The following is a 16688-nucleotide window of genomic DNA, read 5'->3' on the forward strand; positions in this document are numbered from 1 at the left end:
CCGTATAATCGGGGGATGCAAAATTTACTTCACAATTTAAATCCTGAGCAGCTCGCTGCCGTCACCCTGCCGGCGCAATCGGCGCTGATACTGGCCGGTGCCGGCTCCGGCAAAACCCGCGTGCTGACTACCCGCATCGCTTGGCTGATACAAACCGGGCAAGTTTCCTCGGGTGGCTTGCTGGCCGTGACGTTTACCAATAAAGCCGCGAAAGAAATGCTGTCGCGCTTGTCGGCTATGTTGCCCATCAACACACGCGGCATGTGGGTCGGCACCTTTCATGGCTTGTGCAACCGCTTGTTGCGCGCCCATCATCGCGATGCCGGTTTGCCGCAAAGCTTTCAAATCCTTGATTCCGGTGATCAATTATCATTTATTAAACGTTTGCTTAAAGCAAATAACATCGATGATGAAAAGTTCCCGCCCAAGGCCCTGATGTACTTCATCAATGGCGCCAAAGATCAGGGTTTGCGCGCGGCGCAAGTCGATGCCTATGATGATTTCAATCGCAAGATGGTCGGTTTGTATGACCTCTACGATGCCCAGTGTCAGCGCGAAGGGGTGGTCGATTTTGCCGAATTGTTGTTGCGCACCTATGAATTGCTCAGTCGTCACCAGCCGTTGCGCGAACATTATCAAGAGCGTTTCCGTCATGTGTTGGTCGACGAGTTTCAAGATACCAATGATTTGCAATACAAATGGCTCAAGCTCATGGCTGGTGCCGGCACGGCACGCGCGGCAGCGGTGTTTGCCGTTGGCGACGATGATCAAAGTATTTATGCCTTCCGCGGCGCTAACGTTGGCAATATGTCGGCGTTCGAGCGCGAATTTCAGGTGGAAAATCTGATCAAACTGGAACAAAACTACCGTTCCCATGGTCATATTCTCGACAGTGCAAATATTCTCATCGCCAATAACAGTAAGCGTCTCGGGAAAAATCTGCGTACCGATGCCGGGCACGGCGAACCGGTGCGGATTATGGAAGCGAGCAGCGATATCGCCGAAGCCAATTGGATCGTCGAAGAAGCGAAAAATTTACTTCGCGACGGCGCAACGCGCAGCGAAATCGCGGTCTTGTACCGTTCCAATGCGCAGTCACGCGTGATTGAACATGCCTTGTTTACGGCCAATATTCCGTATCGTGTGTATGGGGGGCAGCGCTATTTTGATCGTGCCGAAATCAAACACGCGATCGCCTATTTGCAATTGATGGATAACCCGCACAATGACTCGGCTTTCATGCGCGTGGTGAATTTTCCCGCCCGTGGCATCGGTGCTCGCTCTATCGAGCAACTGCAAGACGCGGCGAAAATTCACGGTGCCTCGATGTATGCGGCAGTCCCTCATGTAGGCGGTAAAGCCGGCAACTCGCTGGCTAATTTTGTGAAACTGATAGAAGGCGTGCGCTTCGAAACGCAGCATTTGTCTTTGCCTGAGACGGTCGGCATTGTGCTCGATGTCAGCACTTTGCTGACGCACTATGCGAATGAAAAAGAAGGTGCCGATAGAATTGAAAATTTGCAGCAACTTGTCAATGCCGCGACCCAATTTGTTTCGGAAGAAGGCTTCGGGCGTGATGCCCCGGCCTTTGCCGGTCCGGTCAGCGTCGCTACGCCTTTATTGGGCAATGGCAGCGCCGATGTGATCATCGATGCCGATGCGGCCTTGCCGACCTTGATGTCGCCGTTGTCGGCATTTTTGTCGCATGCCTCGCTGGAAGCCGGGGATAACCAGGCGCAGGCCGGACAAGATGCGATGCAATTGATGACCGTGCACTCGGCCAAGGGTTTGGAGTTTGATGCGGTATTCATTACCGGTCTGGAAGAGGGTTTGTTCCCGCATGAAAACAGTGCGCAAGAGGCCAGCGGCGTGGAAGAAGAGCGGCGTCTGATGTATGTCGCCATCACGCGCGCACGCCAACGTTTGTACTTGAGTTTTTCGCAAACGCGCATGTTGCATGGCCAAACACGCTACAACCTGCGCTCACGCTTTTTCGACGAGTTGCCGGAAGAATCATTGAAGTGGTTGACCCCGAAAATTCAGCCCTCTTGGTTCGGTAACAGCAAGAAGTCGGCGTGGGATGACAATGGTAATGAGGCGGCCAACCGGCTGGCCCAAGCCATACAGGCACCGGCCGCCGGACATGGCTGGCGCAGCGGTCAGGGTGTGTCACATCCGAAATTTGGCGAGGGTGTGATCGTGAATATAGAGGGCAGCGGCAGCAATGCACGGGCCCACATTAATTTTGGAAAATTCGGCATGAAGTTGCTCGACCTGAGCATTGCCAAACTCGAGAAAATATAGCCGGCCAGCACGCTGTTCCGGACTGATATAAAGGAAGTAACGATGGTAACAGAGCAATTGCTGCAATACATAGGTGCCGGTTTATTCGGACTGGCAGTGCTGCACACTTTTTCGACCAAATATTTTCTCCACCTCGCGCACCGTTCCTCGCGCCACGCCGGGCTCTGGCATTTGCTCGGCGAAGTGGAAGTGGTGTTCGGCTTTTGGGCCTTCGTACTGGTCGGCTTCATCGCCTTGTTATCGAATCAGGCGCAGGCGATTGAGTATCTGGAAGGGCAGAATTTTACCGAACCCTTGTTTGTGTTCGTGATTCTGGTGATGGCCGGCACGCGTCCGGTATTGTGGGCGGTGCAGCAACTGGTGTCGCGGATCGCTATCGTCTTGCCAGTGCAAACGCAATTATCGAGTTATTTTCTGTGTCTGACCCTGGTACCCTTGCTCGGCTCCTTCATCACCGAGCCGGCGGCGATGACCTTGGCGGCGCTGATGTTGCGCCAACGCTTTTACACCAAAGATATTTCCAACCGCATGAAATACCTGACGCTAGGCGTTTTGTTCGTCAATGTCTCCATCGGCGGCGTGTTGACACCGTTCGCCGCACCACCGGTCTTGATGGTGGCGGAAAAATGGGGCTGGGATATGGCTTTCATGAGCAGCACCTTCGGTTGGAAAGCCGCTTGTGCCGTGTTCGTCAATGGTTTGCTCGCCACGCTGTGGTTCCAGCGTGACTTGCTGCGCCTGCCAACACCCGCAGCCGATGAGCCGGGTAGTGCCGTACCCTTGACGGTGGTGGCGATTCACTTCGGCTTCCTGGCCGCGACCGTGTGGTTCGCCCATTACCCAGTGATGTTTCTCGGTTTGTTTTTACTGTTCCTCGGCTTTACCAATGCCTATCAACGCTTTCAAGATAGCTTGATGCTGCGCGAAGGCTTGCTGGTGGCGTTTTTTCTGGCTGGTTTGGTGGTGTTGGGCGGTATGCAACAGTGGTGGTTGCAACCGATTTTGGCCGGCCTCAATCAGACCGTGCTGTTTTTTGGTGCCCTCTCGCTCACGGCAGTGACCGATAATGCCGCACTGACTTACCTAGGCTCACTGGTCGAGGGGCTTTCGGACGGTGCCAAATACGCCTTGGTAGCCGGTGCCGTCAGCGGCGGCGGCTTGACCGTGATCGCCAATGCGCCGAATCCGGCCGGCTATGCGATTTTAAAAGACTGCTTCGATGAACAAGCGATCAGCCCCTTGGGCTTATTACTGGCTGCGCTGGTGCCGACCGCCGTCGCGGCGTTCTTTTTTATTATCTTTTAAATAGGTATTCTGTTAAATGTAATAAGCGGTGCCGGTCATCACTTTCGACATCGCCTGCATCGCCAAGCGCACGGCTGTCGGCATGCTGCTGGCACCGAGCGCCGCCGCCGCCGCACCATGGGCTACTTCATCGAGGCGCATTTGCTCGACAATCGCGCGCGAGCGCAGGTCTGCTGGCGGCAAGTCGTGCAAATGCCCGGCCAAATGGGCTTCGACTTGACGTTCGGTTTCCACCACAAAGCCTAAGCTGGCGGCGTCGCCGCAGCGTGCTGCGATGACGCCGCAGGCATAGGCCCCGGCATACCAGAGTGGGTTCATGAAGCTGGTATGCGAATTCAATTCCTTGAGCCGTTCCGCCGTCCAGGCCAGATGATCTTCTTCTTCCCGACACGAATGCTGCAATTGCTGCGCCACTTGCGGCGTGTGCGAAAACGCGCTTTGCGCATCGTATAGCGCCTGCGCGCAAATTTCTCCGACATGATTGATACGCATCAGCGCCGCGCTGTGGCGCTGCTGGGCATCATTTAGTTGATCGGCCGCACAGAGCTGCGCCGGATAGGGCCGCGCACTGTGTGCCTGCGCCGTCACGGTACGTAAAGCGCGGTCTACAGTGAGGATGAAGCGGTCTAGTCTGGCGAAGGGCATGGCAGTGTGGAGGCGTGATCGATGGAGTGGCTATTGTAAAACACTTCAGCGCTGGTAGTATTTTGTGCAGGCGCAATAAAACTTGTTTCAAGTCAATTTCGTGGCGATTGATACTGCGTGCTTCCATGCATCGCGTTTGTAAAGCAAAAAATTGTCTTTTGATAAATTAAAGTATTTGGTCAGAAGCCACTTTCTGGAAATTTAATTTGCTTAAAAGCACGTAAATCACCTGCATTGTTGCTGTTAAGCGACGCATCTGACATTTAGAAACGATCGTGCGCAAATTATCTTTGCTGAAACGCAAGGAGTTTGGTTCAATCAGTTTTAACTTCTGAATCAACAGGTTTTGAAGTTTTTTTGCAAGACCGTGACAAATTAAAGCCGCCACCTAGAGCCGCTTCTTTCGCCGGATATCACAATAAATTTGGAGACATGACAATGAACAAATCACTTATCGCCTTGGCTGTACTGAGCGCTTGTGCAGCCACTGCATCGGCTCAATCGAGTGTTACCGTCTATGGCATCATCGATGCGGCAACGATGTACAACACCAATCAAACCGCGACCGGCGGCAGCAAGGTCACGCTCGATGCCGGTCAGTTGCTGACTTCGCGTTGGGGCTTCAAAGGCAGCGAAGATCTTGGCGGCGGCATGAAAGCCATTTTCAATTTGGAAGGCACGCTGGCCAATGATACCGGCGTAGGCGGTGCTGGTTTCGGTGGTAATTCGTTTACTCAAGGCGGCAACGGCACATCCTTGTTCGATCGCCTCGCCTGGGTTGGTTTGTCGGGCAACTTCGGTACGGTGACCATGGGTCGCAACAATATTCTCGGCGTGGATTCGGTCGGTTTGGCCGATCCGATCAGCCTGGCGCATGCCGGCAGCAACCCGAACGTGATGTTTAGTGCCTTGAATGCCGGTTCCTTGTTCGGGGGCTTCGGTACTAACCAAGGCGGCACGGCTTTGCGTCAAAATAATTCGATCAAATACGTTTCTCCATTCCAAAACATGTCCGGCTTCGGTGCCGCCGCCATGTATGGCTTCGGTGAAAAAGCCGGCGATACCGGTGCCAGCAGCTATGCCGGTTTGTCCGGTTTCTTCACCGATGGCGTCAATGGCGCGGCCTTGTCGTATGCTAAGCTGAAAGACGTCACCGGTACTTCGGAGTTGGCTGGTTGGGCTGCTGGTTTGAAATACATGGTGGTGCCGGGTGTTACTTTGCGCGCAACCTATTCGCACAACAAAATCGACGGTGCCATTCTGATTCCGGTCAGCGCAACCCTGGCTTTGAATGCCGATAAACGTAAGATCGCCGTCACCGGCCTGGGGGTTGATTACGCTTTCACGCCGCAAGCAACGATTACCGGCGCTTACTACGGCACCAAACGGTCGGGCGACATGAACGGTTTGCTTGATGGCAAAGCAGACCAATACATCGTGCTCGGCAAGTATGCTCTGAGCAAACGCACCATCGCCTATGCATCCTTAACCTACGCTAAAGCCGGTTCGAGCAATGCGCAAGACACGGCCTTGTCACTCGGTATCATTGCCGCTGGAAATAGTTCTGCCACCCGTACAGCACTTGGTGTTTTGCATTCATTCTAAGCATTGCCCTGTATTTCGCTTGGAAAAAAAAGCTGCCTGCGGGCAGCTTTTTTAATTGTATAAAGGCAACTTTTGTTGCTAATTTGCGACAATATCAGCCTGTAAACGGCCAAAACTGTCGATTTCACTTGGTGCTAGGGGCGCATTTTTGGTCAAATACGTTTAGTTCTTATCACGCAGAATTTGTAGTTTTCAAGTATCAACGCGTTTCTTGCTCACATCTGTATCTGATCTGCGCGTTTCGTGCTTACTGTAGTTAAAATTAAATCGATATCCTTTGGAGAAATATATGAAAAAAACACTGATCGCTTTGTCCGTTCTGGCTGCCATCTCAGGTGCCGCTCAAGCCCAATCCAACGTGACCGTGTACGGTGTACTGGACATGGCTTTGCAAGGTGAAAACAACGGCGGCAACGGTGCCGGCAAAACTTTCTCGCTCGATAGCGGTGTGCAATCGGGTTCGCGTCTCGGTTTCAAAGGTTCCGAAGATCTGGGCAACGGTTTGAAAGCAAATTTCAAATTGGAAATGGGCGTCAATGCTGACACAGGTGCTTCCGCTCAAGGCGGTCTGGCATTCGGTCGCGCTGCTTGGGTTGGTTTGTCCGGTAACTTCGGTGCCGTACAACTCGGTCGTCAAAACAAGCCTATGTTTGATGCAGTCGATTCCATCGACCCGTTCAGCACAGGTATCATCGGCGGCACTGCGCATCAAAGCACCAGCGCAACCGGCTTGGGTAACTTGTTCTTCGCAACCAACCCACGTTCGACTAACACCATCAACTACACGACAACTAACCTGAGCGGTTTCACAGGTTCGGCTGCTTACACTTTCGGCGAAGCCGCTGGTGATGCAACTAAAGGCCGCGGTATCGGTGCTTCCGGTTCGTACGCAGCGGGTCCTTTGTACGCTACTGTTGCTTACCATGCTGAAGATGTTGCTGCAGTTGGCGTCGCCAACAATGTAATCAAGCATGTTTTCGCCGGTGCAACTTATGACTTCGTTGTCGCCAAAGCTGCTGCTTCCTACGGTAAAGTTTCTTCTGACGACAACAAAACAGCCTACAAACTGTGGAGCTTGGGCGTCACAGTACCAGTCAGCGCAGCCGGTGCGGTTGTTGCTTCGGTTACTGGCGTAAAGAACGATGTTGTGACTACAGCCAACAAGAGCACACAATTGGCTCTCGGTTACACACATTCTTTGTCGAAGCGTACTAATGTCTACACATCCGTTTCGCGCGTAGCGAACGATGCTGGCGTCAATGCCGGCGGTCTGGCATCTGGCTTGGGCTTGACTGATTCGATGGTCAACGTCGGTATCCGTCACGCATTCTAATCACCGGCAAGCGCAAGCTTGCTGTTGAACAGAGTATAAAAAAAGCACCTTCGGGTGCTTTTTTTTTGTTTGCTGCTTCAGCCGGGCGGTTCGCCACCGGGTGGCGGCAGGCCGAAGTGGCTGTATGCCAGCGCCGTGGCGATACGGCCGCGTGGCGTGCGCTGCAGGTAGCCTTGCTGGATCAGGTAGGGTTCGAGCACGTCTTCGATGGTATCGCGCTCTTCGCCGATGGCCGCGGCGACATTATCTAGCCCGACCGGGCCACCGCCGAATTTGAACAAAATCGCTTCGAGCAGTTTTCTATCCATCAGATCAAAACCGACCTGGTCGACATCGAGCATGCACAGCGCCGCATCGGCGATCGCTTTGCTGATTGCGCCATTGCCTTTGACTTCGGCATAGTCGCGCACGCGCCGCAACAAGCGGTTGGCGATACGCGGGGTGCCGCGTGCGCGTTGCGCGATCTCGTGCGCACCCTCTTGATCGATCGGTGCTTTGAGCAGGGCGGCCGAGCGGATGACGATACGCGTCAATTGTTCGGTGGTATAAAATTCCAAGCGAGCGACGATGCCGAAGCGGTCGCGCAGCGGATTGGTCAGCATGCCGGCGCGGGTGGTGGCGCCGACCAAGGTAAACGGTTGCAAATCGAGTTTCACCGAGCGCGCCGCCGGTCCTTCGCCGATCATGATATCGATTTGATAGTCTTCCAAAGCCGGATACAGAATTTCTTCGACTACCGGGGAGAGCCGGTGAATTTCATCGATGAACAAGACATCATTGGCTTCCAGATTGGTCAGCAGGGCGGCCAGATCGCCGGCGCGCTCGAGTACCGGGCCAGAAGTCTGGCGCAGACTGACCCCCATCTCGCGCGCGATGATGTGTGCCAGCGTGGTTTTGCCTAGCCCAGGCGGACCGAACAACAGGGTATGGTCGAGCGCTTCGCCGCGCTGGCGCGCGGCGGTGATGAAAATTTCCAGCTGGGCGCGGATTTTTTCTTGGCCTACGTATTCATCGAGTTGCTTCGGTCGCAGCGCGCGTTCTACCGCTTCTTCGGTCGATGAGCTGGGGGTGGCGGCGATGATGCGGGTTTCGCTGACTTCGGAAAACAGGTTTTCGGTTTGTATGCTCATCGCAACATCACGCTTTCGAGAGCGCTTTGAGCGCGAGTTTGATGCCGTCTGACACGCCGCTGCCGGCCGTGACCGACTTCATCGCCAGCGTCGCTTCTTTGTCGGAATACCCGAGTGCCAGCAGGGCATTGAGAATATCGGGGCTGTGGTCGCCGGCGCTGCCGCTCGGTTTGCTGAAGAGGTCGGCACCGAGCTTGCCTTTGAGTTCGAGCAGCAGACGTTCGGCGGTTTTTTTGCCGATACCAGGCACACGCGTCAAGCGCCCGGCTTCTTGCAGGCTAATCGCTTGCGCCAAGTCGGCCACCGACATGCCCGATAAAATCGCCAGCGCCATGCGCGCACCGACGCCGCTGATCTTGATCAATTGGCGGAAGGTGGTGCGTTCTTCGGCGCTGCCGAAACCGAACAGCACGTGGGCATCTTCGCGGATCGCCAGATGGGTCAGCAGCGTGACTTTCTCACCATTGGGTGGCAGATTGTAAAAGGTACTCATGGGAACATCGACTTCATAGCCGACACCATGACAATCGATCAGCAATTGCGGCGGATTTTTTTCGAGCAGGATGCCTGCGATGCGACCTATCATAAGACGACCTTCATACTGTATGCATAAGCAGTGATAGTAAACGATTCCGGCGCGCTTGACGAGTTTCTGTGCCGACTTTTCTGCATCAGTTCTTGCCGTGTTATCCGATCAAACGGCCGGCTTTGACGCGCACGCCTTTTTTTGCCAATTCCGGTGCAAAGGCGGCGAGTATCGCCAGCGCTTCACCACTGTGGGCATGACAAATCGCCACTGCCAGCGCATCGGCGGCATCGCTGCCGGGGGTACCGGAGAGCAGCAACAGGCGTTTCACCATTTCCTGCACTTGCTCTTTACTGGCGCGGCCCTGACCGACCACGCCTTTCTTGACTTGCAAGGCCGTGTATTCGGCTACACACAGGTCGGCTGATACCAGCGCGCAAATCGCCGCGCCACGAGCTTGGCCGAGCAACAGGGTCGATTGTGGATTGACATTGACGAAGACTTTTTCGATGGCGGCGGTATCGGGCCGGTAAGTGCGTACGATTTCAGAGACGCCGGCCAAGATGGTTTTCAAACGTTCCGGCAGCGTGCCGTCGGCGGTTTTGATCGTGCCGGAAGCAATGTAACTGAGTTTGCTGCCATGCTGTTCGATGAGTCCGAAGCCGGTGGTACGTAAGCCGGGATCGATGCCGAGAATTTTCATTGCTGCTGGTCCGGCCCGGCCGGCAGCGATGGCTGCCGGCCGGGCATGGGTTTAATGGCGGAAGTGACGTGTACCAGTATAGACCATGACGACGCCGCGTTCGTCGGCGGCATCGATGACTTCTTGATCGCGCATCGAGCCACCCGGATGAATCACGCACGTCGCGCCGGCATCGACGACGACGTCGAGGCCGTCACGGAATGGGAAGAAGGCGTCCGACGCCACGGCCGAACCAGTCAGGCTCAAACCGGCATTGTCGGCCTTGATCGCGGCGATGCGCGCGGAATCGATACGACTCATTTGGCCGGCACCGACGCCCAAGGTCATGCCATTGCCGCAGAAAACGATGGCATTCGATTTCACATACTTGGCCACGCGCCAGGCGAACATCAGATCGGCCATTTGTGTTGGTGTCGGTTGTAACTTCGAGACCACGCGTAATTCTTCTTGCGTGACATGTTTAGCGTCCGGTGCTTGTACCAATAAGCCGCCGACGACGCGTTTGAAATCGTATTGATTGAGGCCGTCACCGAGTGAAATTTCGAGCAAACGAACATTTTGTTTGGCGGCGAAAATCTGCTTCGCTTCGGCGCTGAATGATGGTGCGATCAACACTTCAACAAATTGTTTGGCGACGATTTCCGCCGCTGCGCCATCGAGCTCGCGATTAAAGGCGATGATGCCGCCGAAGGCTGAGGTTGGGTCAGTTTGCAATGCCTTGCTATAGGCTTCAAACGGTGTGGCGCCAAGCGCGACGCCGCAAGGGTTGGCATGTTTGACGATGACGCAAGCCGATGCGTCAAACGATTTAACGCATTCCCAAGCCGCATCGGCATCGGCGATATTATTGTAGGACAACTCTTTGCCCTGCAATTGGCGATAATTGGCCAGGGCGCCGGCAGTCGTATGCAGATCGCGGTAAAACGCGGCCGACTGATGTGGGTTTTCACCGTAACGCATTTCCTGCACTTTTTCGAAATGCAGGTTCAGGGTTTGCGGATAGGCGCTGCGGGTCGCATGTGCTTTGTCTGCGCCCAAGCTGGTCAGATAGTTGGTAATGGCACCGTCGTATTGGGCGGTGTGAGCGAACACTTTCTTGGCCAGTGCAAACTTGGTTTCGTAGCTCACTACATTGGCGGCGGCTTTCATTTCGGCCAGCACCACGCTGTAATCGGCCGGGTCGACGATGACGGTAACGTCTTTATGGTTTTTCGCTGCCGAACGCAACATGGTCGGGCCGCCGATGTCGATGTTTTCAATCGCATCTTCGAGGGAACACTCGCCTTTGGCGACGGTTTGCTGGAATGGGTAGAGATTGACCACTACCATGTCGATGGTCGGGATGGCGTGTTCCGCCAAGGCCGCGGTGTGCAGCGGAAAATCGCGGCGCGCCAGAATACCGCCGTGGACTTTCGGGTGCAGGGTTTTGACGCGACCGTCGAGCATTTCCGGAAAACCGGTGTAGTCGGCCACTTCGGTCACGGCCAAGCCGTTGTCGGCCAATAATTTGGCAGTACCGCCGGTGGACAACAGTGTGACGCCGAGCGCCGTCAGTTCACGTGCAAAATCGAGCACGCCGGTCTTGTCGGAGACGGATATAAGGGCTTGTTTAATCATGATTAAAGGAGTGAGAGAGTAAAGAAACGGGTGGCGTGCAATCGGTGGCGTGCTGCTTACAGCAAGCCGTGCTGCTGCAATTTTTTGCGCAGGGTGTTGCGATTGATGCCCAACATGTCGGCGGCTTGCGACTGATTGCTGGAGGCGCGCGTCATCACCATTTCCAACATCGGTTTTTCTACTGCCAGTACCACCATATCGTAGATATTTGATGCCGGTTGCTCACCGAGATCGCGGAAATACTTTTCCAGGTTTTTATGGACGGCGTCTTGAATACTATCTTTGCTCATGCTGTTTTAATCACTGTTCGGTTATGCCGGGCGGATGGCGTTGTAGACAAACGGATGCTTTTGTCGATTTTGTTTATGCCGCCATTTTCTCTTCAAAGGGCCGGTATTGTAACCGTTCCCCTGCCATGCCATCAAAAAAATGACTGACTGCGGCCAGTTGTTGTTCGCAGTCGGTTAATAGATTCATTTGTTGGCGGAATTGTTCGCCGCCGATGAGGTCTTGCACATACCAACCGATATGCTTGCGCGCCGTGCGCACACCGAGATAATCGCCGTAAAACGCATAGTGGGCGCGCAGGTGGCCATCCATCAAAGTGCGCACTTCGCTGATCAGCGGTGGCGGCAAATGCACACCGGTGCGCAGAAAATGTTCGATTTCGCGGAAGATCCATGGCCGGCCTTGCGCGGCGCGGCCGATCATGATGGCATCGGCACCGGTCACGGCCAGCACGTGGCGCGCTTTTTCCGGCGTAGTGATGTCGCCATTGGCCACCACCGGTATGCGCACCGCGCTTTTGACGGCGGCGATGGTGTCGTACTCCGCTTCACCGCGGTAAGCGTCGGCGCGCGTACGGCCGTGCAGCGTGAGCATTTGTATGCCGGCCGCTTCGGCGATGCGCGCGATGTTGAGGGCATTCTTGTTGGCGCGGTCCCAGCCGGTACGAAATTTCAACGTGACCGGTACATTGACGGCCGCGACCACGGCATCGAGTATCTCGGCGACCAAACTTTCATGCTGCAGCAAGGCCGAACCGCACCAGGCATTACAGACTTTTTTGACCGGACAGCCCATGTTGATATCGATGATCTGCGCGCCTTTGTCGACATTGAACTTGGCACAGTCGGCCAACATGCGCGCATCGGCACCGGCGATCTGCACCGCCTTCGGTTCCATTTCGCCGCTGTGATTGGTGCGGCGGGTCGACTTTTCAGTTTCCCACAGTTTCGGGTTCGAGGCTGCCATTTCGGAAACGGCATAGCCGGCCCCGAGTTCCTTGCACAATTGGCGGAACGGCCGATCCGTCACACCGGCCATGGGTGCGACAAAAATATTATTCCGCAAGACGTAAGGGCCGATTTGCACGATGGGTTGCCGGAGAAATTTGAAGAAGCACTATTTTACCTGAAACCTGCTTAAATAATTAGCATAAATCGTCGCTGAAGAGAGAATTGTCGATATCGATCAAACTTGGGCCCTCGTTCCCGCAAGGGGGAACTCAGTTAAGGCAGCGCTTGTCACTCAAGCGATTTCATCAATCGTGTCAGCACGGGAAAGATGCGCGATATCGCCCCAGCTCAGCAGATGCAGTTCACCATTGTCATCACAACTGAAGCGATTGATACTGGCATTGTAAATCGTTACCTCGCGCGGTGCGTCGAGTGGCAAGCGGTGGGCGGCGCGGTAGGCGCATTCAAGCACGCCGCCGTGCGCGACGATAGCGATTTTTTGACCGGCAAACTGGCGCGCATAGTGTTGAATATGGCTGATCACGCGGGCATGAAAGCGCCGCGTGCTTTCGCCGGCGTTTTCTCCAGGTGGAAATTCGGCATCCGGGTCTTGTGTTTTCCAGGCGGCATATTCGTGCGGAAACAGTTGCGGTAAATCGCTGTATAACTGTCCTTCAAAACCACCGAAACAGCGTTCTCGCAAACCGGCATCGAGCCGGGTGCTGATTCCTTGCAGGCGCGCGATTTCGCCGGCGGTTTGGATGGCGCGCTGCAGGTCGCTGGAAATGATGGCGGCCAATTTTTCAGTTTGTAGTGCCGCGGCCAGCGCCTTGGCTTGGCTGGTGCCGACTGCATTCAAGGGAATGTCGAGATGCCCTTGCAGACGACGGACGGCGTTCCAAGCGGTTTCGCCGTGGCGTATCAAGAGGATGTCAGTCATTAGTTGCTTGTGGTGGGGAGATTTGCAGCCAGAATGTCACCGGTCCATCATTCGTCAGCGAGACTTGCATGTCCGCGCCAAAACGACCGGTTTCTACCTGAGGGTGGGCCGCGCGCGCGCGCGTGACGAAGTAATCAAACAGCGGTTGCGCCAATTGGGGCGGTGCTGCCGGGGTGAACGAGGGCCGCGTACCGGAGCGGGTATCGGCTGCGAGCGTGAATTGCGGCACCAGCAGCAAGCCACCGCCGCACTGCTGCAAGTTCAGGTTCATTTTGCCGGCGGCATCGGCAAATACGCGGTAATTGAGCAATTTGCTCAGTAAGGCATCGGCTTGCGTCGCGCTGTCGCCGCGTTCGGCGCACAGCAAGACCAACAAGCCGGGGCCGATCGCACCGATGCTGCTGCCGGCGACGCTGACTTGTGCCGCCGTGACACGCTGAAGCAGTGCAATCATGCCTGCAAACTCACGCGCGCAAATTTACGCTTACCAACTTGCAATACCAGCGTGCCGGCTGCGACTTTCAAGCCCTTGTCGCTGATGACCACGCCATCGATACGCACGCCGCCTTGGTCGATCATGCGCAAGGCTTCCGAAGTCGAGGCGCACAGATTGCTTTGTTTCAGCAATTGCGCAATCGCCAGCGGCGCGCCGGACAGGCTGACTTCCGGTACGTCGTCGGGAATACCGCCTTTGGAACGATTGACGAAATCGCTGAGCGCTTCGACGGCAGCGTGATGGCTGTGAAAACGCGTGACGATTTCCTGCGCAATCGCAACTTTGATGTCGCGCGGATTTTGGCCATCGGCCACCGCTTGTTTATGTGCGGCAATTTGCTCGATTGAACAGAAGGACAGTAACTCGTAATAGCGCCACATCATGGTGTCGGAGATACTCATGATCTTGGCGAACATGGTATTGGCCGGCTCGGTGATGGCGATGTAATTGTTTTTCGATTTGGACATTTTTTCCACGCCATCCAAACCTTCGAGCAAAGGCATGGTCAGTATGCATTGCTGCTCTTGGCCATAATCTTTTTGTAGCTCGCGACCAACCAAGAGATTGAATTTTTGATCGGTGCCACCAAGTTCAAGGTCAGCATGCAGGGCCACGGAATCGTAGCCTTGCATCAGCGGGTAGAGAAATTCGTGTACCGAAATCGGCGTGCCGGCCTTGAAGCGCTTGGTAAAGTCATCGCGTTCCATCATGCGCGCGACCGTGTACTTAGACGACAGTTGTATCATCCCGCGTGCGCCAAGGGCATCGCACCATTCGGAGTTGTAACGCATTTCTGTCTTGCTCGGATCAAGCACCAAGCTGGCTTGCTTGAAGTAAGTCTGGGCATTGTCGGCAATTTGCTCGCGCGTCAGCGGCGGCCGGGTGGCATTGCGGCCGGATGGGTCGCCGATCATCGAGGTGAAGTCGCCGATCAGAAAGATCACTTGGTGCCCGAGGTCTTGCAACTGCCGCATCTTGTTCAGTACCACGGTGTGGCCGAGGTGCAAATCAGGGGCGGTCGGGTCGAGCCCGAGTTTGATACGCAGCGGTTTGCCACTGGCTTCGCTGCGAGCGAGCTTTTGGGCGAACTCGGATTCGATGAGTAATTCGTCGACGCCACGTTTGCTTACGGCAAGAGCGTGCTGTACTGCATCGGACAAGGGCAGCGCGGTCGGCGCAGCGGATTTGCTTGATGGCACGACATTGACGGAGGAGGACAGATTTTGAGAGGAAGTCATAGTTTATTTACATCAAATTTTTTGTAACACCGCTGGTCAGGGTTCCATTTCTGAATCCATAATCACCGATTCGCCAGATTTCATCGCAAGATTTGATCGATGTAATCTGGTTTAGTTGTTTATAATTCGGTCTGGTTCTTCACTGCGAATGTCGTTCGCGCCCTGTCAGGCGTGGCTGTGCATGGAGGTGAAGAACGCGAATTGTAGATAAAAACAGTCAATTTTAACTGATCGCATGCGTCCACCTATAGATAAATTACTTCGTCTGGTCTCGGCCAGCCGTTTATTGTTCGGTTCCCGTCGGGTTTCACGCGCCGTTTCTTTGTCCGCCCTGTTTTGCGCCGTTTGCGCGGTCGGTGCAGCGGCGGTCGCGCCTTTGGCACCAGATGCCTCCGACTTGCCGGTCAAACGTATTCACACCGACTTGCCCTTACCATCACTCGATGAACAAATCGCCGCCTTGGCTGCCAATGAGCAGCATTTCGTGCGCGAAGAAAATGTACGTCGCGGCGATACCCTGAACGCCTTGTTATTGCGTTTAGGCGTAGATGATGATGAGGCGAATCAATTCATTAAATCGGACGCCGTGGCCCGCAGTCTGTTGCAATTACGTATAGACCGAGCGGTGCGGGCAAAGACGAACGAGGAAGGCGAGCTGGAATGGCTGCAAACCACGGTCATCGATGGCCCAGATAAAACCGCGCGTAACCTCGAAGTCAAACGCGATGCGGCCGGCCACTTAGTCGCCAGCACCAGCGCAGCCACCTTAGAGCGGCGTGTGGAAATGGCATCGGGCAGTATTTCATCGTCCTTGTTTGCTGCCACCGACGAAGCCAATATTCCCGATAATGTTTCGACCCAAATTATCGGCATGTTTGAAACCAACATCGATTTCCGAAAATTGCAGCGTGGCGATCATTTTAATGTTGTGTTTGAAACTTTTTGGCAAGATGGCCAGATGGTCAAGAGCGGCCGTGTACTCGCCGGTGAATTCAGTAATGCTGGCAAGGCCTACCAAGCGGTGTGGTTTGATGAAGGGGCCGGGCAGGGTGGTTACTACACCTTTGACGGCAAGTCGCTGAAGAAAGCTTTCCTCAAGTCACCATTGGAATTTACCCGTATTTCTTCGGGTTTTTCGATGCGCCTGCATCCGATTTCGGGACAATGGAAACAGCATAAAGGCGTCGACTTTGCCGCCGTGGTCGGTACACCCATCCGTGCCACCGCCGATGGCGTGGTTGATACGGCAGCGATGAGCGGCGGTTACGGCAACCTGGTCGTGATCAAGCACTGGTCGAATTACAGCACCGCGTATGCACACATGAGCCGTTTTGCCGCTGGTATACGCAAGGGTTCACGCGTGAGTCAAGGCGAAGTCATCGGCTATGTCGGTACCACCGGCTGGTCGACCGGTCCGCATTTGCATTATGAATTCCGCGTCAATAACGCGGCGCGTGATCCGTTGTCGGTGGTGGTGCCGGATGCGCCTGCATTGGCCAGCAATGAAACCGCGCGTTTCAAAGCGGTGGCCGGTGACATGCATCATCGCTTCAATTTAATGCGGCCGGAACGAGCCGAAAGTATTAACGTAGCAGCGCGCTGAGTCAT

General features: G+C 54.9%; 15 protein-coding genes. 5 read left to right on the top strand and 10 right to left on the bottom strand.

The features are described 5' to 3' along the window. Window positions 1-15: 15 nt before the first annotated feature. Together QN359_RS06050 and QN359_RS06055 are read left to right on the top strand one after the other, a co-directional pair. Entirely contained in the window at window positions 16-2304 is a 2289-nt protein-coding gene (locus QN359_RS06050) for a UvrD-helicase domain-containing protein (protein ID WP_322250721.1), read from the top strand. A 42-nt stretch (window positions 2305-2346) separates the two neighbouring features. Further along, a complete protein-coding gene (locus tag QN359_RS06055; protein WP_322250722.1) occupies window positions 2347-3609 on the top strand; it encodes a putative Na+/H+ antiporter in 1263 nt (420 codons plus the stop codon). 12 nt (window positions 3610-3621) lie between these two features. Here QN359_RS06055 and coq7 read toward each other — a convergent pair whose 3' ends face one another. Then, on the bottom strand, window positions 3622-4254 hold the full coding sequence (gene coq7, locus QN359_RS06060) for a 2-polyprenyl-3-methyl-6-methoxy-1,4-benzoquinone monooxygenase (RefSeq protein WP_322250723.1): 633 nt from the start codon (window positions 4252-4254) through the stop codon (window positions 3622-3624). 438 nt (window positions 4255-4692) lie between these two features. Between coq7 and QN359_RS06065 the strand changes: the two genes are divergently transcribed. Together QN359_RS06065 and QN359_RS06070 are read left to right on the top strand one after the other, a co-directional pair. Next, window positions 4693-5859 (top strand): porin, encoded by a 1167-nt coding sequence (locus tag QN359_RS06065; protein WP_322250724.1) that lies wholly within the window; start codon window positions 4693-4695, stop codon window positions 5857-5859. A gap of 289 nt (window positions 5860-6148) precedes the next feature. Next, window positions 6149-7192, top strand: coding sequence for a porin (locus QN359_RS06070; RefSeq protein ID WP_322250725.1), 1044 nt, complete (start codon window positions 6149-6151; stop codon window positions 7190-7192). Window positions 7193-7269: 77 nt separating this feature from the next. On the opposite strand, the gene ruvB is transcribed toward QN359_RS06070, so the two are convergent. The 9 genes from ruvB to tyrS form a co-directional block, all read right to left on the bottom strand. Next, complete coding sequence (gene ruvB / locus QN359_RS06075; protein WP_322250726.1) at window positions 7270-8322, bottom strand: Holliday junction branch migration DNA helicase RuvB; 1053 nt, start codon at window positions 8320-8322, stop codon at window positions 7270-7272. A gap of 7 nt (window positions 8323-8329) precedes the next feature. Continuing rightward, the gene (ruvA, locus tag QN359_RS06080; RefSeq protein ID WP_322250727.1) at window positions 8330-8908 is read right to left on the bottom strand and encodes a Holliday junction branch migration protein RuvA; all 579 of its coding nucleotides are present in this window, start codon (window positions 8906-8908) and stop codon (window positions 8330-8332) included. Window positions 8909-9008: 100 nt separating this feature from the next. Then, window positions 9009-9551, bottom strand: a complete 543-nt coding sequence (gene ruvC, locus QN359_RS06085) for a crossover junction endodeoxyribonuclease RuvC (RefSeq protein WP_322250728.1) — start codon at window positions 9549-9551, stop codon at window positions 9009-9011. A gap of 51 nt (window positions 9552-9602) precedes the next feature. Beyond that, complete coding sequence (gene purH, locus QN359_RS06090; RefSeq protein WP_322250729.1) at window positions 9603-11168, bottom strand: bifunctional phosphoribosylaminoimidazolecarboxamide formyltransferase/IMP cyclohydrolase; 1566 nt, start codon at window positions 11166-11168, stop codon at window positions 9603-9605. Window positions 11169-11224: 56 nt separating this feature from the next. Continuing rightward, window positions 11225-11458 carry a helix-turn-helix domain-containing protein gene (locus QN359_RS06095; protein ID WP_110258221.1) on the bottom strand — a complete coding sequence of 78 codons (234 nt, stop codon included), beginning with the start codon at window positions 11456-11458 and terminating at the stop codon, window positions 11225-11227. Between the two features lie 73 nt (window positions 11459-11531). Next, complete coding sequence (gene dusB / locus QN359_RS06100) at window positions 11532-12542, bottom strand: tRNA dihydrouridine synthase DusB (RefSeq protein ID WP_322250730.1); 1011 nt, start codon at window positions 12540-12542, stop codon at window positions 11532-11534. A gap of 156 nt (window positions 12543-12698) precedes the next feature. Then, window positions 12699-13346 carry a histidine phosphatase family protein gene (locus tag QN359_RS06105; protein ID WP_322250731.1) on the bottom strand — a complete coding sequence of 216 codons (648 nt, stop codon included), beginning with the start codon at window positions 13344-13346 and terminating at the stop codon, window positions 12699-12701. Further along, complete coding sequence (gene dtd, locus QN359_RS06110) at window positions 13339-13800, bottom strand: D-aminoacyl-tRNA deacylase (protein ID WP_322250732.1); 462 nt, start codon at window positions 13798-13800, stop codon at window positions 13339-13341. Before dtd ends, QN359_RS06105 begins: the two co-directional genes overlap by 8 nt. Further along, a complete protein-coding gene (tyrS, locus tag QN359_RS06115; RefSeq protein WP_322250733.1) occupies window positions 13797-15080 on the bottom strand; it encodes a tyrosine--tRNA ligase in 1284 nt (427 codons plus the stop codon). The genes dtd and tyrS overlap by 4 nt, the downstream gene beginning before the upstream one ends. A gap of 235 nt (window positions 15081-15315) precedes the next feature. Between tyrS and QN359_RS06120 the strand changes: the two genes are divergently transcribed. After that, complete coding sequence (locus QN359_RS06120; protein ID WP_322250734.1) at window positions 15316-16683, top strand: M23 family metallopeptidase; 1368 nt, start codon at window positions 15316-15318, stop codon at window positions 16681-16683. Window positions 16684-16688: the final 5 nt, after the last annotated feature.

The sequence above is a fragment of the Undibacterium sp. 5I2 genome (assembly GCF_035019605.1).
In the GTDB taxonomy this organism is placed as follows: Bacteria; Pseudomonadota; Gammaproteobacteria; order Burkholderiales; family Burkholderiaceae_D; genus Undibacterium.